This window comes from Pseudomonas palmensis (assembly GCF_049942755.1).
GTDB lineage: Bacteria > Pseudomonadota > Gammaproteobacteria > Pseudomonadales > Pseudomonadaceae > Aquipseudomonas > Aquipseudomonas palmensis.
This window is the reverse complement of the sequence record NZ_CP187958.1, coordinates 5,623,476-5,640,706: the sequence shown is the minus strand read 5'-3', so window position 1 is coordinate 5,640,706 and position 17,231 is coordinate 5,623,476. Positions and strand designations below refer to the sequence as shown.

Annotated in this window: 17 protein-coding genes; 8 read left to right on the top strand and 9 right to left on the bottom strand. The window is 64.6% G+C overall.

Going from position 1 to position 17,231, the window contains the following annotated elements:
* Window positions 1-4 precede the first annotated feature (4 nt).
* From ACPRTJ_RS26005 to ACPRTJ_RS25995, 3 genes are all read right to left on the bottom strand, one after another.
* A complete protein-coding gene (locus ACPRTJ_RS26005) occupies window positions 5-253 on the bottom strand; it encodes a hypothetical protein (RefSeq protein WP_054914310.1) in 249 nt (82 codons plus the stop codon).
* A 103-nt stretch (window positions 254-356) separates the two neighbouring features.
* Window positions 357-878: a lactoylglutathione lyase gene (gloA, locus tag ACPRTJ_RS26000; protein WP_043861746.1), complete on the bottom strand. Its 522-nt coding sequence runs from the start codon at window positions 876-878 to the stop codon at window positions 357-359.
* Between the two features lie 219 nt (window positions 879-1,097).
* Complete coding sequence (locus ACPRTJ_RS25995; RefSeq protein WP_043861747.1) at window positions 1,098-1,457, bottom strand: histone-like nucleoid-structuring protein, MvaT/MvaU family; 360 nt, start codon at window positions 1,455-1,457, stop codon at window positions 1,098-1,100.
* A gap of 358 nt (window positions 1,458-1,815) precedes the next feature.
* Here ACPRTJ_RS25995 and ACPRTJ_RS25990 point away from each other — a divergent pair, with 358 nt between their 5' ends.
* Entirely contained in the window at window positions 1,816-3,105 is a 1,290-nt protein-coding gene (locus ACPRTJ_RS25990; protein WP_054914311.1) for an OprD family porin, read from the top strand.
* A 65-nt stretch (window positions 3,106-3,170) separates the two neighbouring features.
* Window positions 3,171-3,908 (top strand): precorrin-6A synthase (deacetylating), encoded by a 738-nt coding sequence (cobF, locus tag ACPRTJ_RS25985; protein WP_043861749.1) that lies wholly within the window; start codon window positions 3,171-3,173, stop codon window positions 3,906-3,908.
* Here the strand turns inward: cobF and ACPRTJ_RS25980 are convergent.
* Window positions 3,877-5,190 carry a glycosyltransferase gene (locus tag ACPRTJ_RS25980; protein WP_229590212.1) on the bottom strand — a complete coding sequence of 438 codons (1,314 nt, stop codon included), beginning with the start codon at window positions 5,188-5,190 and terminating at the stop codon, window positions 3,877-3,879. The two genes, cobF and ACPRTJ_RS25980, sit on opposite strands and share 32 nt — an antisense overlap.
* Window positions 5,191-5,308: 118 nt before the next feature.
* Complete coding sequence (locus tag ACPRTJ_RS25975; RefSeq protein ID WP_054914313.1) at window positions 5,309-5,668, bottom strand: response regulator; 360 nt, start codon at window positions 5,666-5,668, stop codon at window positions 5,309-5,311.
* A 269-nt stretch (window positions 5,669-5,937) separates the two neighbouring features.
* On the opposite strand from ACPRTJ_RS25975, the gene ACPRTJ_RS25970 reads away from it, so the two are divergent.
* Genes ACPRTJ_RS25970 through ACPRTJ_RS25950 form a run of 5 tightly spaced genes read left to right on the top strand, consistent with a single transcriptional unit; the run spans window position 5,938 to window position 12,472 of the window.
* Entirely contained in the window at window positions 5,938-9,429 is a 3,492-nt protein-coding gene (locus ACPRTJ_RS25970) for a response regulator (protein ID WP_078481179.1), read from the top strand.
* Window positions 9,426-10,247, top strand: a complete 822-nt coding sequence (locus ACPRTJ_RS25965; RefSeq protein WP_043861753.1) for a CheR family methyltransferase — start codon at window positions 9,426-9,428, stop codon at window positions 10,245-10,247. The genes ACPRTJ_RS25970 and ACPRTJ_RS25965 overlap by 4 nt, the downstream gene beginning before the upstream one ends.
* Window positions 10,244-10,819 carry a chemotaxis protein CheB gene (locus tag ACPRTJ_RS25960; protein WP_043861754.1) on the top strand — a complete coding sequence of 192 codons (576 nt, stop codon included), beginning with the start codon at window positions 10,244-10,246 and terminating at the stop codon, window positions 10,817-10,819. Before ACPRTJ_RS25965 ends, ACPRTJ_RS25960 begins: the two co-directional genes overlap by 4 nt.
* Entirely contained in the window at window positions 10,813-12,039 is a 1,227-nt protein-coding gene (locus tag ACPRTJ_RS25955; RefSeq protein WP_043861755.1) for a hybrid sensor histidine kinase/response regulator, read from the top strand. Before ACPRTJ_RS25960 ends, ACPRTJ_RS25955 begins: the two co-directional genes overlap by 7 nt.
* A 55-nt stretch (window positions 12,040-12,094) precedes the next feature.
* Window positions 12,095-12,472: a response regulator gene (locus ACPRTJ_RS25950; protein ID WP_043861756.1), complete on the top strand. Its 378-nt coding sequence runs from the start codon at window positions 12,095-12,097 to the stop codon at window positions 12,470-12,472.
* 19 nt (window positions 12,473-12,491) lie between these two features.
* On the opposite strand, the gene ACPRTJ_RS25945 is transcribed toward ACPRTJ_RS25950, so the two are convergent.
* Genes ACPRTJ_RS25945 through ACPRTJ_RS25935 form a run of 3 tightly spaced genes read right to left on the bottom strand, consistent with a single transcriptional unit; the run spans window position 12,492 to window position 15,153 of the window.
* Entirely contained in the window at window positions 12,492-13,097 is a 606-nt protein-coding gene (locus ACPRTJ_RS25945; RefSeq protein WP_253087067.1) for a TetR/AcrR family transcriptional regulator, read from the bottom strand.
* A 9-nt stretch (window positions 13,098-13,106) separates the two neighbouring features.
* Entirely contained in the window at window positions 13,107-13,955 is an 849-nt protein-coding gene (locus tag ACPRTJ_RS25940; protein WP_043861758.1) for a 3-hydroxybutyryl-CoA dehydrogenase, read from the bottom strand.
* Between the two features lie 13 nt (window positions 13,956-13,968).
* Window positions 13,969-15,153, bottom strand: a complete 1,185-nt coding sequence (locus ACPRTJ_RS25935; protein ID WP_426427614.1) for an acetyl-CoA C-acyltransferase family protein — start codon at window positions 15,151-15,153, stop codon at window positions 13,969-13,971.
* 180 nt (window positions 15,154-15,333) lie between these two features.
* On the opposite strand from ACPRTJ_RS25935, the gene ACPRTJ_RS25930 reads away from it, so the two are divergent.
* Entirely contained in the window at window positions 15,334-16,344 is a 1,011-nt protein-coding gene (locus tag ACPRTJ_RS25930; RefSeq protein WP_058540352.1) for an AraC family transcriptional regulator, read from the top strand.
* Here ACPRTJ_RS25930 and ACPRTJ_RS25925 read toward each other — a convergent pair.
* Window positions 16,286-17,209 (bottom strand): LysR substrate-binding domain-containing protein, encoded by a 924-nt coding sequence (locus ACPRTJ_RS25925; RefSeq protein WP_426427612.1) that lies wholly within the window; start codon window positions 17,207-17,209, stop codon window positions 16,286-16,288. The two genes, ACPRTJ_RS25930 and ACPRTJ_RS25925, sit on opposite strands and share 59 nt — an antisense overlap.
* Between the last annotated feature and the right edge of the window lie 22 nt (window positions 17,210-17,231).

Sequence of the window (17,231 nt, the reverse complement as noted above, 5' to 3'; positions counted from 1 at the left end):
TGGCCTATTCGAACAGCGACCGGCCCTTGTCCAGTTGCTGGTCGACCAGCGACTTGCCCAGTGCAATCGACGCGCGCTGGGCGTTTTCCAGGTCGGCCAGAAACAGCGGCGCGTGGGCACACAATCGCCGGGTGCTGTGCTTGTCTGGGGAGGTGATGCGGCATCCGACTTCGAACGGCAGGGGAATGCCGGCATGCGGGACCACGTTTGCCGTGACCGTGTAGTTGCGGTGGACACATTCAAGGGTGTGCATGAGCGCTACCTCGCTGTGGTGGCTTCAACCGGTATCAGCTCCGGTATACCACAGCCAGGTGCGCCGGGGCGGCGCGCCGACGAGCGCGCCCCCGGGGCCGCTGTCAGAACTCGGTCGGCTGGATGATCTCTACCCAGTAATCGTCCGGGTCCTTGATGAAGGCCAGGTGCTTCATGCGCCCGTCGCTCAGGCGCTTCTGGAAGTTCACGCCCAGCTGTTCGAAGCGCTCGCAGGCCGCGCGGATGTCCGGTACGGCAATGCAGATATGGCCGAAACCGCGCGGGTCGGTGTTGCCGTTGTGGTAGGCGAACGCGGGATCGTTTTCGGTGCCGTGGTTGTGGGTCAGCTCGAGGATGCCCGGGATCGACTTCATCCACTCGGTACGCTTGGCCGGGTCGGCCGGAATCTGCGCCTTGTCCACCAGCGCCAGGAAGTACAGGCTGAATTCGGCTTCCGGGAAGTCGCGTTTTTCCACGAGGCTGAAGCCCAGAACGCGGGTGTAGAAGTCCAGGGACTTGGCGACGTCCTTGACCCGCAGCATGGTGTGGTTGAACACGAAGTTGTGGGTCGCGGCATCCGGTTGCGCGGTGACGCCGGGGAGGGTGTCGAGGTTTTGCAGGCTCATGGGCACTCCGCAGATAGGGCCGGCGCTTGGCGCGCCAGCAAAACAGTCAGGGAGCAATGATACGGAACTGAAGCGATTGCGCAAACGGTTTGCGCCCCATCGGCCAGGCCTGACGGGGCGCAAGAATTAGAAGCCCGCCGAAGCGGGCGTATGGGGCGCTAATCCTTTAGCAGTCTTCATCCTGAGCCAGTACATGTGAAAAAAGTGTGAAGTACTGTTTCACTTGCGCAACCAGCTGTCGACTGTCTGTGCGCCGTACTCCTGCTTCCATGCCTTGAGGCCGTGATGATTGCCGCCCTTGGTTTCGATCAGCTCGCCGGTATGCGGGTTTTCATAGACTTTCACCACGCGCGCACGGCGTTGTTTCGGCGCGCTGGCAGGCCGGCGCGTAGTGGCCGCCGGGTCGAGAATATTGATGATGTCGCGCAAGCCCTTGTCATAGGTTTTCATCAGGCTGACAAGTTTCTGCTCGAATTCGATTTCCCGTTTGAGGCCGGCGTCTTTTTTCAGTGCCTCCAGTTGAGCAAGCTGTTCCTGAAGGGCTTTTTCGGCAGCACGAAACTCTGCAAGTCTGGACACTGTCATCTCTCCTGTTGGTCGGTAAGGGCCGTGCGCGGCGCAACCGCTTGAGGCCGCTATTGATGCCGCGTCACCGGGTAGAAAACAAACAACACAGTAAAAAGAGTGTAGTCAATCGCCCTGCGATAAACATCAAACTTTTACGACAACACACTACGGAACTTTCTTATTGCACAGTGCTCGCCACACTAAAGAATTAATTACCGCATCGGCATCTGTTCTAGACCATGGTCCAATGGCCCGTGCCAGAGCGCTTTGGAGACAATAAGCGGTCGCTGCCTAGTTGTGTGCAGCGGCCCTTGCCCAGCCCCGTCGGGGCTGATGGATACCTTGCCCTTCGTTCTGGATACTGCTTTTCATGCGTGCCCCAACTCCCTTCATTGCCCAACGCCCGGTGGTCGGCGCGTTGTTGTCCTTCGTTACTGTTTCGGCCCAGGCCAGTGGTTTCCTGCAAGACAGCAGTGTCAACATCGAGGCGCGCAACGTGTATTTCAATCGTGACTTTCGTGACGGTCACACCGCCTCCTCCCAGGGCGCGTCGAAACGTGAAGAGTGGGCGCAGGGCTTCATACTCAACGCGCAGTCCGGGTATACCCAGGGCACCGTGGGCTTTGGTATCGATGCGCTGGGCATGCTGGGTTTCAAACTCGATTCCAGCCCGGCCGACAGCAACAGCGGGCTGCTGCCTTCCAGCGGCCACAACCCGCGCCATTCGGCCGATCAGTACGCAAAACTGGGTGTGGCCGGCAAGGTGCGTTACTCGCAGACCGTATTGAAATACGGTGCCATGCTGCCGGACATGCCGCTGCTCAAGTACAACGACGGGCGCCTGTTGCCCACCATGTTCCATGGCGCGATGCTGACGTCCAGAGAGGTCGACAACCTCACCTTCAGCGCCGCGCGGCTCGACAAGTACACCGCCCGCGATTCGACCGACCAGCAAGATATCCGCGTGCACTGCAAGAACAAGCGCTATGCCTGCGACACCCGCGCCGACCACTTCGACACGGCCGGGCTGGAGTACCGCTTCAACGAGCGCCTGAGCGCGCAGTACCAGGTGGCCAAGCTCGAAAACATCTATCGCCAGCATTTCCTCGGGCTGGTGGCCAGCCAGCCCTTGAGCGTGGGCCGCCTCTCGGCCGACCTGCGCCTGATCAAGAGCGACGACATCGGTCGTGCCCGTGCCGGCGACATCGACCACCGTGCCTTCAGCGCCATGCTTGGCTACAGCCTGGGCGGGCACAAGCTCAGCGCCGGCTGGCAGCGCATGTACGGCGAGAACGCCATGCCGTACCTCGATGGCAGCAACCCCTACCTGGTCAACTACGCCCAGGTCAACGACTTCGCTGCGGCCCAGGAGCGGTCCTGGCAGGTGCGCTACGACTACGACTTCAAGGCAGTAGGGCTCGAAGGCCTGAGCTTCCTGACCCGCTACATCAGCGGCGATCACGTCAAGGTGCCGGGCAGCCCGGCACAGGGCAAGGAATGGGAGCGCGACAGCGAACTCAAGTACCAGGTGCAGAGCGGCACCTTCAAGGACGTCAGCGTGCGCCTGCGCAACTCCACCTACCGCAGCAACTACGAGAAATTCGCCCGCGACATGGATGAGACCCGGGTGATCGTCAGCTACAACTTCTCCGTACTGTAGGCGCAGGCTTTGCCAAGTGGCGCGGGCCGGTCGACAATGGCCGCGCGCCCCTGGGAGAGCTTGCGATGAAACACCTGCTGCTGATTGGAATAGGCCCGGGCAACCCCCGGCAGATCACCCTCGAAGCCATCGACAGCCTGAACCGCGCCGACGTGTTCTTCGTGCTGGACAAGGGCGCCGCCAAGGACGACCTGCTGCGCCTGCGCAAGGAGCTGCTGGAGCGCCACGTCACCCGGCCCTATCGCCTGGTGCAGGTCGAAGACCCGCAACGCGACGCGGCGGCTGCAGACTACGTCGGTGCCGTGGAGGACTGGCACCGCCAGCGCGCTGCGCTGTATGGGCGTCTGCTGCACGACGAGCTTGCCGAGGGGCAATGCGGCGCGTTCCTGCTGTGGGGCGAGCCGACGCTTTACGACAGCACCCTGCGCATTCTGGAGCGGGTGGCGCAGCCGGCTTTCAGCCTTGAAGTCATCCCCGGCATCAGCAGCGTCCAGGCCCTGGCGGCCGCTCACCGCATTGCACTGAACCGTATCGGCGAGCCGCTGCATATCCTGCCGGGCCGACGCCTGGCTGATGAGTCAGGCATCGACAACGTGGTGGTGATGCTGGACGGGCAATGCGCCTTTGCCGAACTGGACGATCCGCACCTGCACATCTATTGGGGCGCCTACCTGGGCACTGCCGACGAGCTGCTGATCGAGGGGCCGCTGATGCAGGTCAAGGCGCAGATCCTGGCGCAGCGCGAGCAGGCCCGCGCGCGCAAGGGCTGGATCATGGACACGTATCTGCTGCGCCGCCGCTAGGCCGGTTCTTGGCCTCGATCCACTGGGCCATGTACTGGGTGCTCTTGTGGTGATGGTGGCGCAGCATGGCCCCGGTGAAGTTGTACAGGCGCTGTTCATCCAGGTGCGCCAGCGTGTGTTCGATGCGCTGCACCAGGGCCTGGCCGTGCCAGCGCCTGTCGTAGCGGGCGCTCAGCAGCTGGCGCCCGTCGCGCTGGGCCTGCTCCCAGCGCGGTTGCTCGCTGTAGAGCCGCGCCGCGGCATCGGCCAACCCTTCGGCGGTGTCGGCCACCAGGCCTGGCCAGGGCAGGTCGCCGTGCATGGCCTCGGCGCCAATCGGGGTGGTCACGCTGGGCGTGCCGCACAGCATCGCATCGGTCAGCTTGCCCTTGATGCCGGCGCCAAAGCGCAGCGGGGCCAGGCACACCCGTGCGCCGCTCATCACCTGCAGGGCGTCCTCAGCCCAGTTCATCACGTGAAATCCTTCGGCAGCATTGTGCAGCGCGGTGGCCTTGGGCGGCGTGTAGGCACCATAGATGTGCAACTGCGCCTTGGGCAGGCGACGGCGGATCATCGGCCACAGGCTGTGCTTCATCCACAGCACCGCATCCCAGTTCGGCGCGTGGCGGAAGTTGCCGATGCTGAGAAAGTGCTCGCGTTCCGCGAACGGCCTGAAGGCTTCGGTGGGCGGCGCCAGCATCAGCGGGCACCAGTGCAGCAACGCCTCGGGCACGCCGAAGCCATTGACCAGCAGGTCTATCTCGACATCCGAGATCATCAGGCTCAGGTCGCTGCGGTAGATCGCCGCCAGTTCGCGCTGGGCCAGGTCGGCACCGGCCATCTGGCGATACAGGTCGGGGCCCGAGGTGTTGAACAGCGCGCGAAAGTCGTTGCTGTCCAGGCCCTCGGCCAGGCGCCGGCGCAGCAACTGATGACGGGCATCGCGCAGGCTCTGCAGGTCGGAGGTCTCGAGCACGCGCAGGGCCGCTGGGCAATGCTTCTCGACGCGCCAGCCGAACTGCTCCTCCATCATGAAGCGATCGAACAGCACCACGTCGGGGGCAAGGTCGGTGATGAAACGGTCGAAACTGGCGTTGTTCAGCTCGATGGCCTGCTCGGCGATGCCCAGGCTCGCGAGGTCGGCCTTGTGTTCGCCGATGGCTGCGGGGCTGCTGAAGGTGATGTGCCAGCCGCGCTCCAGAAAACACTCCAGCAGCTGCATCATGTGCCCGCCGGCGGCCGAGGAGCGGGGTTCGGGCCAGACATAGCCGATGACCAGGACGTGGAGGGCGGTTGGGTGCATGGGGAGGGCGGGCCTTTGGGCAAAAAAGGCGTATTAAACCAGAATCCAGGCCACCCGTTTCGGCCGCTTCGGCGGCAGGCCGGCTCCCGCAGGTACAGCGGTGCGGGAGCGGGCGCGCCTAGAGGGCCAGAATCGAGGTCACCTTGTCGCGCAGCTGGTCGATGCTGAACGGCTTGCCGATCATGTGCATGCCCTCGGGCACATCGAAGCTGTCGGCATAGCCACTGGCGAACAGGATGGGCAACAGCGGCCGCAGTTCGCGGGCCTTGCCCGCCAGTTGCTTGCCGTCCATGTCGGGCAAGCCGACATCGGTCATCATCAGGGCAAGGGGTTTGTCCGGGTTGCCCAGCACTTGCAGCGCTTGTTCGGCATCTTTGGCCTCCACCACCTGGTAACCCAGTTCATCGAGCACATCCACCATCAGCATGCGCACGATGGCGTCGTCTTCGACGACCAGAAGAGGGTGATTATCGGGCATGGCAGGATCCTGTGAAAATGGGTGACACACTATCTGTAAACAGCACGCGGTGCTTAGTTCCCTGGATCGTCAAACGTACCAGCCAGTGAGCATAGCGGGCTCTGGCCAAACAGGGAACGTTTGGCGCAGCACTGGCTCAAATACGGGCTCGATGCCCGGCCAACACGGGCGCGGCGCCACGCTGCGGGCATTGAACTGGCGGAAAACTGGAACAATTGCTCGAAAATCCGTCACACTCTTTCGTTCGTCTACTTGCTCGGGCCTTTCCAATGAGTCAACCAGCCTCGACCGATCAGCAGAGCTTTCGCAAGCTGCTGAGCCGCAACATCGGCCTGCCCCTGGGGGTCGGTCTGATCAGTGCGGTGGTTTTCGTCGCCGTGATTGCCTACCTGCTGTCGGTCATCCAGTGGGTCGCCCACACCGACCGGGTGATCAACAACGCCAACGAGGCGGTCAAGCTGTCCATCGACATGGAAACCGGCATGCGCGGTTTCCTGCTCACCGGCGACGAGCAATTCCTCGACCCCTATGAAGTGGCCAAGCCACGCATACAGGCCGAACTCGAGACGCTCAAGCAACTGGTGGCCGACAACCCGCAGCAGGTCGACCGCCTGAGCCGCCTGCAAGCCCTGCAGGCCGCCTGGAACAACTTTGGCAAGGACATGATCGACCTGCGCCGCGCCAATGACGACTACCGCACGCCCATCAAGCTCGGTCAGGGCAAGCGCCTGACCGACGAGATCCGCAAGGAGTTCGACGATTTCGTCGCGATGGAGCAACAGTTGCGTCTTGCCCGCAACGATCAGGTCAGCAACACCACGCAGTGGTCCATTTCCCTTTATCTGGCCTTCGTGGTGCTGCTCAGCGCATTGCTGGCCTATATCGGCCGCCGCGACCTGCTCAACCTGTCCAGCAACTACGCGGCCAACCTGGAGGCCCAGCAGCGCGCTGCCGAGCGCCTCGAACAGCAGGCCTGGCAGCGCGCCGGGCAATCGCGTCTGGCCGAGCAGGTGCTGGGGCAACTGACCCTGCCGATGCTGGGCAACAACATCCTGCAGTTCTTCGCCCATTACCTGGGCAGCGTGGTGGCGGCCGTGTACGTGCGCGACGAGCATGGCAGCCTGCGCCGCGTGGCCAGCTACGGCTTCTCCCGCGAGCAGCAGGGGCAGGAGCAGGTCGTCGGCGCCCAGGAGGGCATCCTTGCCCAGGCCGTGGCGCAGCGTCGCCTGATGCGCCTGGACGAGGTGCCGCAGGACTACTTCAAGGTCAGCTCCGGGCTGGGCGAGGGGTGCCCACGCAACGTGCTGGTGATTCCGGCGATCAACGACGGCCAGGTCAATGGCGTGGTCGAGCTGGGCTTTCTGCGTGCAGTGGAGGACCGCGACATCGAGTTCCTCGAGCGGTTGGCCGACAACCTGGGCACCTCCATCGAGAGTGCGCGCTATCGCCAGCGCCTGCAGGAAGTGCTGGCCGAAACCCAGCAGCTCAACGAAGAGCTGCAGGTGCAGCAGGAAGAGCTCAAGACCGCCAACGAAGAGCTCGAGGAACAGTCCCGGGTGCTCAAGGAGTCCCAGGCCCATCTGGAGACGCAGCAGGCCGAGCTGGAGCAGACCAACGAGCAACTGGCCGAGCGTACCGACGCGCTGGCCGAGCAGCGCGATGCGCTGGACCGCAAGAACGGCGAGCTGAACCGGGTGCAGGTCGAGCTGCAGGAGCGTGCAGAGGAACTGCAGCGCTCGAGCAAGTACAAGTCCGAATTCCTCGCCAACATGTCCCACGAGCTGCGCACCCCGCTCAACAGCTCGCTGATCCTGGCCAAGCTGCTGGCCGAGAACCCGCAGGACAACCTCAGCGCCGAGCAGGTCAAGTTCGCCGAGTCGATCTATTCGGCCGGCAACGACCTGCTCAACCTGATCAACGACATTCTCGACATCGCCAAGGTCGAGGCCGGCAAGCTCGATGTACGCGCCGAAACCACCCACATCAGCCGCATGGCCGAAGGCCTGCGCAGCCTGTTCGAGCCGCTGGCGCAGCAGAAGCAGCTGGCCTTCAGCGTCACCGTAGAGCCGCAGGTACCGGCCACCCTGTTCACCGATCGCCAGCGCCTGGAGCAGATCCTCAAGAACCTGCTGTCCAACGCGCTGAAGTTCACCGAGCGCGGCCAGGTGGCGCTGACCATCGGCTACCAGGCCGGCACCGGCATCGTGTTCTCGGTGCGCGACAGTGGCATCGGCATTGCAGACGACCAGCAGCAGAGCATCTTCGAAGCCTTCCACCAGGCCGACGGCACTACCAACCGGCGCTACGGAGGCACGGGCCTGGGGCTGTCGATTTCCCGTGACCTGGCGCAGTTGCTGGGCGGCCAGATCCGTGTCGAAAGCCAACTGGGCCAGGGCAGCGTGTTCAGCCTGATACTGCCCGAGTCGTACGAGCCGAGCGTCGAGGCGCAGCCGCTGGCACTGGTGGCCCGCGCCGCCGCGCCGTTGCCCGTGGCGGCCCCCGTCGTGCTGCCGGCCGCCGAAGCCCCGCGTCCGGCGGCCAGCTTCGCCGACGACCGTCACCTGGCACCGTTCAGCAACCGCTGCATCCTGGTGATCGAGGACGAGCCCAACTTTGCCCGCATCCTCTTCGACCTGGCCCACGAGCTGGGCTACAGCTGCCTGGTGGCCCAGGCCGCCGACGAAGGCTTCGAACTGGCGGCCAGCTACATCCCCGACGCCATCCTGCTGGACATGCGCCTGCCCGACCATTCCGGCCTTACCGTGCTGCAGCGGCTCAAGGAGCAGGCGTCCACCCGGCACATACCGGTGCACATCATCTCGGTCGAGGACCGTGTCGAGGCGGCCATGCACATGGGCGCGATCGGCTATGCGGTCAAGCCCACCAGCCGCGAGGAGCTCAAGGCCGTGTTCGGCCGCCTGGAAGCCAAGCTGACCCAGAAACTCAAGCACATCCTGCTGGTGGAAGACGATGACCTGCAGCGCGAAAGCATCGCCCGCCTGATCGGCGACGAAGACATCAAGATCACCGCGGTGGGCATGGCCCAGGAAGCCCTGGAGCTGCTGCGCGAGAACATCTACGACTGCATGATCATCGACCTCAAGCTGCCCGACATGCTCGGCAACGAGCTGCTCAAGCGCATGACCGCCGACGATATCCGCTCGTTCCCGCCGGTGATCGTCTACACCGGGCGCAACCTGACCCGCGACGAAGAGGCCGACCTGCTCAAGTACTCGCGCTCGATCATCATCAAGGGCGCGCGTTCACCCGAGCGGTTGCTGGATGAAGTCACGCTGTTTCTGCACAAAGTCGAGTCGACGCTGTCCCATGAACGTCAGCGCATGCTCAAGACCGCGCGCAGCCGCGACAAGGTGTTCGAGGGGCGCAAGATCCTGCTGGTGGACGACGACGTGCGCAACATCTTCGCCCTCACCAGTGCGCTGGAGCACAAGGGCGCGATCGTGGAGATCGGTCGCAATGGCCGCGAGGCCATCGAAAAACTCGAGCAGGTCAGCGATATCGACCTGGTGCTGATGGACGTGATGATGCCGGAGATGGACGGCTATGAAGCCACCCGGCGCATTCGCAAGGACCCGCGCTGGCGCAAGCTGCCGATCATCGCCGTCACCGCCAAGGCCATGAAGGATGACCAGGAGCGCTGCCTGCAGGCCGGCGCCAACGACTACCTGGCCAAGCCGATAGAGCTGGACCGGCTGTTCTCCCTGATTCGGGTATGGCTGCCGCAACTGGAGCGAATTTGAGTATCGAACGTAACACCGACATTGAAATCCGGCTGCTGATCGAGGCGATCTACCTCAAGTACAGCTACGACTTTCGCGACTATTCCGGCGCTTCGATCAAGCGCCGGGTGCTGCATGCCGTGCGCCAGTTCGAATGTGCCACGGTGTCGGCCCTGCAGGAACGGGTGCTGCACGACCCGAGTGTGTTCATGCAGTTGCTGCAGTACCTCACCATCCCGGTGAGCGAGATGTTTCGCGACCCCGGTCACTTCCTCGCGCTGCGCGAGGAGGTGGTGCCGCACCTCAAGACCTGGCCCTCGATCAAGATCTGGATTGCCGGCTGCAGCACGGGCGAGGAGGTCTACTCCATGGCCATCCTGCTGCGCGAAGAAGGGTTGCTCGAACGCACCATCATCTACGCCACCGACATCAACCCCAGTTCGCTGGAAAAGGCCAAGCAGGGCATCTACTCGATGCAGAACATGCGCGAGTACACCGAGAACTACCAGAAGGCCGGCGGGCGCCGGGCCTTCAGCGACTACTACACTGCCGCCTATGGCAACGCGATCATCGACAGCAGCCTGCGCGAAAACGTGACCTTCGCCGACCACAGCCTGGCCACCGACAGCGTGTTCTCCGAAACCCAGCTGATCTCGTGCCGCAACGTGCTCATCTACTTCAACAAGACCCTGCAGGACCGGGCCTTCGGCCTGTTTCACGACTCGCTGTGCCACCGTGGCTTTCTGGTGCTGGGCAGCAAGGAAACCCTGGATTTTTCCGCTTACGCCAACCGCTTCGACGCGCTGGTCAAGCCAGAACGGATCTACCGAAAGTCATGAAAGGCACCGATGCGATCGTGGTGGGGGCTTCAGCCGGGGGCGTGTCGGCGCTGCTCACGGTGTTTGCCGCCTTGCCCGCCGACTACGCCATTGCGCTGCTGTGCGTGCTGCACCTGCCCGACGACCGCCACAGCCAGCTGGCCGAAGTCTTCAGCCGCCGCTTGCAGCGCCCCGTGCAGGAGGCCCGCGACAAGGAAAGCGTGGTGCCGGGCATGATCTACGTGGCCGGCCCCGGCTATCACCTGTCGGTGGAGCGTGACCGCAGCCTGTCCCTGAGCCAGGAGGACCGCGTGCACTTTTCCCGGCCCTCGATCGACATCCTCTTCGAGTCGGCCGCCGATGCCTATGGCGACGGCCTGGTCGGCGTGTTGCTGACCGGCGCCAACGAAGACGGTGCGCGCGGGCTGGCGCGCATCAAGGAGCACGGCGGTACTACCCTGATTCAGGACCCGCATGAGGCGCAAGTCGCGGTCATGCCCGAGGCGGCGCTGGCGCTGCACCGGCCCGACCACATACTCCCATTGAATGGCATCGGGCAATTGCTCGCCAAGCTGGAACCACGTGCATGCTAAGCCATATCCAAGCAAACCTGCTGATCGTCGACGACCTGCCGGAAAACCTGCTGGCGCTCGAGGCGCTGATCAAGGGGCCGGACCGCAACGTGTACCAGGCGCAATCGGCCGACCATGCGTTGTCGCTGTTGCTCGAGCACGAGTTCGCGCTGGCCATCCTCGACGTCCAGATGCCCGGAATGAACGGTTTCGAACTGGCCGAGATGATGCGCGGTACGGAAAAGACCAAGAACATTCCCATCGTGTTCGTGAGCGCTGCGGCGCGCGAGATGAACTACGCCTTCAAGGGCTACGAGAGCGGCGCGGTGGACTTCCTGCACAAGCCGCTGGACACCCAGGCGGTGAAGAGCAAGGTGGCGGTGTTCATCGACCTGTACCGCCAGCGCAAGGCCCTCGGCCAGCAGCTGGAGGCCCTGGAGCGCAGCCGCCAGGAGCAGGAGCTGCTGCTGGCGCAGCTGCAGGTCACGCGCAGCGAGCTGGAGCACGCGGTACGCATGCGCGACGACTTCATGTCGATCGTCTCCCACGAGGTGCGCACACCGCTCAACGGTCTGATACTGGAGACCCAGCTGCGCAAGCTGCACCTAGCGCGCAACAACGCCGATGCCTTCACCCTGGACAAGATGCACGCCATGGTCGAGCGTGACGAGCGCCAGATCAACAGCCTGATCCGGCTGATCGAAGACATGCTCGACGTGTCGCGCATCCGTACCGGCAAGCTGTCGATCCGGCCCGCATCGTTCGACCTGTGCCAGCTGGTCAGCGGCCTGGTCGAGAACTTCGCCGCCCAGGCGGCTGCGGTCGACTCGAGCATCAGCCTGCAGGCCGGCGCCGAACTGGTCGGCTACTGGGACGAGTTTCGTATCGAGCAGGTGATCGCCAACCTGCTCACCAACGCCCTGCGCTATGGCGCCAAGTCGCCGGTGCAGGTGCGCGTGTTCGAGGAACAGGGCATGGCCTGCGTGCAGGTGCGCGACCATGGCATCGGCATCAGTGCCGAGAACCAGCAGCGCATCTTCCAGCAGTTCGAGCGGGTATGCTCCAACCAGAGCAGTGCCGGCCTGGGGCTGGGCCTGTATATTTCCGAACAGATCGTGCTGGCCCATGGCGGCAGTATCACGGTCAGCAGTACCGAGGGCCAGGGCGCGACATTCAGCGTGCGCCTGCCACTGGTACGCAGCCCGCAAGAAAGTGGCGCGCAGCAGGCAACCTCTGCGTGAGGCCGGGGTCGTATAGCGATCCCCCATGAATCAAATACGAGTTGAAGGCATTGGCATGAGTGAAGATGCGCAAGATGTAGTACTGGTCGTCGAAGACGAACCGGTCATTCGCATGATCCTGAAGGACTATCTTCAAGGCGAGGGCTATCACGTGCTGGTGGCCGAAGATGGCGAGCAGGCATTCAAGATCCTGGCCAGCAAGCCGCACCTGGACCTTATCGTGACCGACTTCCGCCTGCCGGGCGGCATTTCAGGGGTACAGATCGCCGAACCTGCGGTCAAGCTGCGCCCGGACCTGAAGGTGATCTTCATCAGTGGTTACCCGGCGGAGATCCGCGAGTCGGGCAGCCCGATCGCGTTCAAGGCACCGATCCTGGCCAAGCCGTTCGACCTGGACAGCCTGCGCGACCAGATTCAGGAACTCCTGAAATAGGCCTGACGTTGGTGTGAGTTCAAGCGGCAGCGTCCAGCGCACCGGTCTGCAGGGTGCGCTCTATTGCCCCCAGCAGCATGTTTTCCATCAGCGCCAGGCGTTGTGGCTGCCCCAGCGGTGAGGCCTGCAACCAGCCGGGCAGGCTGTTGAGCAGCGTGGCGATGACATGGCCGGTCGCCTCCCGGGCCGGCGGCGGCAGGGCCGCGTGAGGGGCGATCAGCTGCAACAGGTGGGTTTCGTATTCACGGCGCAGCTGGGCGATGCGTGCCTGTTGTTCCTCGCTCAGGCAGCACAGGTCACGTTCGGCCAGGCGAAACTGCAACGGGCGCTCGGCATGCAGCGCCCAGTGTGCCTTTATCACCCGGCTCAACGCCGTGGCCTCGGGCTTGCCGCGTCCACGGGGCTGCAGGGTGGCCAGCAACTCCTCGAACAGCTCTTCGATCAGGTCGAACAGCAGGTGCTGCTTGCTCGGGAAGTGGTGATACAGCGAGCCCGCCGTCAGCCCCAGGTGGCTGGCCAGTTCACGCATGCTGACCTGGCCGAACCCCTTGACCGCAAAGAGTTCGAGTGCCTTGTCCCGACGTTCTTCAAAGTTGGCGCAACGTTCGGCGCAGGTCTGCGGCATGCCCGTACCTCAGTAGGTGAAGAAGCCGCGGCCGCTCTTGCGCCCCAGGTAGCCGGCGGCGACCATTTCCTTGAGCAGGGCAGCGGGGCGGTACTTGCTGTCGTTGAAGCCGTCGTGGAACGACTCGATGATCGCCAGCAGCGTGTCCAGGCCGATCAGGTCGGCCAGGGCCAGCGGGCCGATGGGCTGGTTGCAGCCCAGGCGCATGCCGGTGTCGATGTCCTCGGCGCTGGCCAGGCCTTCCTGCAGCACCATGATCGCCTCGTTGATCATCGGCACCAGGATGCGGTTGACCACGAAGCCCGGGCGGTTGCCGGCACTGATGGCGGTCTTGCCCACGCGCTCGGTCAGGGCCATGGCGCTGGCGTAGGTGGCGTCGCTGGTCTGCAGGCCGCGAATGATCTCGACCAGCGCCATCATCGGCACCGGGTTGAAGAAGTGCACGCCGATGAAACGTTCGGGCTGGCTCACCGATGCGCCCAGCTGGGTGATCGACAGCGACGAGGTGTTGGTGGCGATGACGCAGTCGTCGGCCACGCTGGCGGCCACCTGCTGCAGAATCTTCACCTTCAGGGCGAGGTTCTCGGTGGCTGCCTCGATCACCAGCTGCGCGCCCTTGAGCTGCGCGTAATCGGTGCTGGTGGCGATGCGCGTCAGGGCTGCTTCGGCTTGTTCGGCCTGCAGGGTCTGCTTGCTGACCTGGCGCTCCAGGTTCTTGCGCAGGGTGGCCAGGCCACGCTCCAGCGCGGCCTCGGACACGTCGATCAGGGTGACCTGGTAGCCGGCCACTGCACACACCTGGGCAATCCCGTTGCCCATGGTGCCGGCGCCGATCACGGCGATGTTTTCAATACTCACGGTTAACTCCGACTCAAACACGTTCGAACACGACGGCGATACCCTGACCGCCGCCGATGCACATGGTGGCCAGCGCGTAGCGGCCCTGGATACGTTGCAGCTCATGGATCGCCTTGGTGGCGATGATGGCCCCGGTGGCCCCCACCGGGTGGCCCAGGGAAATGCCCGAGCCGTTGGGGTTGACCTTTTCGGGGGCCAGGCCCAGTTCCCGCGACACGGCGCAGGCCTGGGCAGCGAAGGCTTCGTTGGACTCGATCACGTCCAGGTCGGCGACGCTCAGGCCGGCCTTTTCCAGCACCTTGCGCGTGGCCGGCACCGGGCCCAGGCCCATCAGCTCGGGCTCGACGCCTGCATGTGCATAGGCCACCAGGCGCGCCAGCGGGCGCAAGCCCAGGCGCTCGACCATTTCGCCGGTGGCCAGCACCAGGGCGCCGGCGCCGTCGTTGAGGCCGCTGGCGTTGCCGGCGGTGACGGTGCCGTCCTTCTTGAAGGCAGGCTTCATGCCGGCCAGTTGCTCGGCACTCACATCGCCACGCACATGCTCGTCCACCTCGAAACGTACCGGACCTTTGCGGCTCGGGATCTCGATGGGCACGATCTGGCTGGTGAAGCGGCCTTCGGCGATGGCGCGGGCGGCGCGCTGCTGGCTGGTCAGGGCCACCTCGTCCTGCATCTGGCGCGTGATGCCGTTTTTCGCCGCCACGTTCTCGGCGGTGATGCCCATGTGAAAGCCTTCGAACGGGTCCTGCAGAATGCCCAGCATGTAGTCGACACCCTTCAGGTCACCCATGCGCGCGCCCCAGCGCGCCTGCGGCAGCAGGTACGGGCCGCGGCTCATGGATTCGGCGCCGGCGGCAATCACCGCCTCGGCCTCGCCCAGCAGCAGGCTCTGCGCGGCCGAGACGATGGCCTGCAGGCCCGAGCCGCACAGGCGGTTGACGTTGAATGCCGGGGTTTCCTTGGGCACGCCGGCGTTCATCGCGGCCACGCGGCCCAGGTACGCGTCACGCGGCTCGGTGGGGATCACGTTGCCCATGACCATGTGGCCGATCTGTTCGGGGGCAATGCCGGAGCGTTCGATGGCGGCGCGGGTCACCTGGGTGGCCAGGTCGGCCAGGGGCAGGTCCTTGAGCGAGCCGCCGAAGGTGCCGATGGCCGAGCGAACGGCGCTCACTACATAGATTTGCGGGGTGTTCATACGCGACTCCAGTGTGCGAAAGCGTGGCGGGGCGCTGCCTGGCTCTGCCAGAATGGCGCCCGGGGCCACGCTCGGGATGGGTTCGAGTCTAGGCAAAGGTCACGCCTGGGCCTATGCCATAACTGCCCAGCGAGGCTGGCACTTTTTGCCATATTCTTACGCTGCATAGCGGAAACAGTCATGCGGGAAAACGATTCGGTCGCGGTGTACTTCGTGCACATCATGCTGCACACACTGCGCCAACAGCCGGCGCGCGCCAGTGCGTTGCTGGTGCAGGCGGGCATCGACCCGGCGGTGGTGGACGCACCCGATGCACGGGTGCCGGCCAGGGCGTTCGCACGGCTGTGGCTGCTGCTCATTGAAGACCTGGGCGACGAATTCTTCAACCTCGACAGCCACGGCATGCCGCTGGGCAGTTTCGCCCTGATCTGTCGTGGGCTGATCCAGGAGCCGACGCTGGAAAAGGCCTTGCGCCAGTGCCTGAGCAACTTCGGCCTGTTCCTGCGTGACGTGCGCGGGCGCCTGGTGGTGCGTGGGCAGCGTGCGGTGATCAGCCTGGAGTCGCATTTCGACGATGCGCAGACTCGGGTATATGCAGAGGAGACCTTCCTGGTGCTGGTGGTCAGCCTGCTGTGCTGGCTGGGGGGGCGGCGCATCGCCATCGACCGTACCGAACTGCGCGACGGGCGTGCGGTGCTGGAGGACGACGCGTTGCTGTGGGGGCCGAACCTGCAGTTGGGCAGTGGCCGCACCCAGGTCGAGTTCTCGGCGCACTACCTGCGCTTGCCGGTGGTGCAGGACCTGGGTGCGCTCAAGACCTTCCTGCGCAGTGCGCCGCAGTGGCTGGTGGTGCGCTACCGCAACCAGAACGGGTTGGCGGCGCGGGTATACCGGCATCTGCGCGGGCGTCAGTACGGGCAGTGGCCGACCTTGCTGGGCATGGCGGCAGCCGAGGGCCTGAGCCCGAGCAGTTTTCGCCGGCAGTTGGAGCGTGAAGGGTGTTCGTACCAGCAGATCAAGGACGAGGTGCGCCGTGCACTGGCGTTCGAATGCTTGCGCGATGGTGTGTTGAGCGTGGCGCAGATTGCCGAGCAGACCGGCTTCCAGGAGCCCAGCGCGTTTCATCGCGCGTTCAAGAAATGGACGGGGGAGAGCCCGGGGAGCTACCGGGCGCGGGTGGCGGGGGAGTAGGGGGCTGGCCCCCTCGACACTCTGCGCGCTGCTCGCACAGGGCCTGCAGCAGCTCGCGCAGCGCCAGGCCATCGGCGTCCAGCCCCTTGCGCCCGTACAACGCCAGCTCCAGGCCCTGGACCGGGGTAAACCCCTGCGCCTCACCCAGCACCCGATGGGTCGGCAACACGCTGCGGGTCGGTATCAGGCTCACGCCCAACCCCGCACTCACCGCCGCCCCCAGGCTGGCCAGACTGGTGCTCGAATAGCTGATACGCCAGCTGCGCCCACGGGCTTCCAGCGCATTGATCATTTCCTGCCGGTACAGCGCCCCCACCGGAAACACCACCAGCGGCACCGGGTCGGCCAGATGCGTCTGCCCGGCACTGCACACCCACGACAACGGCTCGTGCCAGCCGGCATGGCGGTCGCGGTCCGCGCCCCATTGCTTGACCAGCAGCAGGTCCAGCTCGCCATCACGGTACAGGCGCAGCAGCGGGCTGCTCAGCCCGCTCTCGACCTCCAGGCGCACATGCGGGCGCTCGCCGATGAACCGGCTCAATGGCTCGGTCAGCACTTCCCCGGCCAGGTCTTCCGGCACCCCCAGGCGTAGTGCCCGTTGCGCCTGCACCGGGCTGAACGCCTGGCGCGCCTCTTCGTCCAGGCGCAGCAGGCGCCGGGCATACCCCAGCAGGCGCTCGCCGTCTTCGGTCGGCCACACCTGGCGCTGGCTGCGATCCAGCAGGCGCACCCCCAGGTGCTGCTCCAGCCGGATGATCTGCTGGCTGATGGTCGACTGGGTCAGGTGCAGGCGTTCGGCGGCGCGGGTGAAATTGCCGGTTTCCACCACGGTCACGAAGCTGCGCAGCAGTACGGGGTCAAGCATTCGATTACCCACTGGTATGCAT

Coding starts and splice junctions, on each gene's coding strand:
- ACPRTJ_RS25990 (WP_054914311.1), top strand. CDS start 1,816: ATGCGTGCCCCAACTCCCTTCATTGCCCAACGCCCGGTGGTCGGCGCG.
- ACPRTJ_RS25945 (WP_253087067.1), bottom strand. CDS start 13,097: ATGCCGCAGACCTGCGCCGAACGTTGCGCCAACTTTGAAGAACGTCGG.
- ACPRTJ_RS25950 (WP_043861756.1), top strand. CDS start 12,095: ATGAGTGAAGATGCGCAAGATGTAGTACTGGTCGTCGAAGACGAACCG.
- ACPRTJ_RS26005 (WP_054914310.1), bottom strand. CDS start 253: ATGCACACCCTTGAATGTGTCCACCGCAACTACACGGTCACGGCAAAC.
- ACPRTJ_RS25930 (WP_058540352.1), top strand. CDS start 15,334: ATGCGGGAAAACGATTCGGTCGCGGTGTACTTCGTGCACATCATGCTG.
- ACPRTJ_RS25935 (WP_426427614.1), bottom strand. CDS start 15,153: ATGAACACCCCGCAAATCTATGTAGTGAGCGCCGTTCGCTCGGCCATC.
- ACPRTJ_RS25955 (WP_043861755.1), top strand. CDS start 10,813: ATGCTAAGCCATATCCAAGCAAACCTGCTGATCGTCGACGACCTGCCG.
- ACPRTJ_RS25960 (WP_043861754.1), top strand. CDS start 10,244: ATGAAAGGCACCGATGCGATCGTGGTGGGGGCTTCAGCCGGGGGCGTG.
- gloA (WP_043861746.1), bottom strand. CDS start 878: ATGAGCCTGCAAAACCTCGACACCCTCCCCGGCGTCACCGCGCAACCG.
- ACPRTJ_RS25975 (WP_054914313.1), bottom strand. CDS start 5,668: ATGCCCGATAATCACCCTCTTCTGGTCGTCGAAGACGACGCCATCGTG.
- ACPRTJ_RS25925 (WP_426427612.1), bottom strand. CDS start 17,209: ATGCTTGACCCCGTACTGCTGCGCAGCTTCGTGACCGTGGTGGAAACC.
- cobF (WP_043861749.1), top strand. CDS start 3,171: ATGAAACACCTGCTGCTGATTGGAATAGGCCCGGGCAACCCCCGGCAG.
- ACPRTJ_RS25970 (WP_078481179.1), top strand. CDS start 5,938: ATGAGTCAACCAGCCTCGACCGATCAGCAGAGCTTTCGCAAGCTGCTG.
- ACPRTJ_RS25980 (WP_229590212.1), bottom strand. CDS start 5,190: ATGCACCCAACCGCCCTCCACGTCCTGGTCATCGGCTATGTCTGGCCC.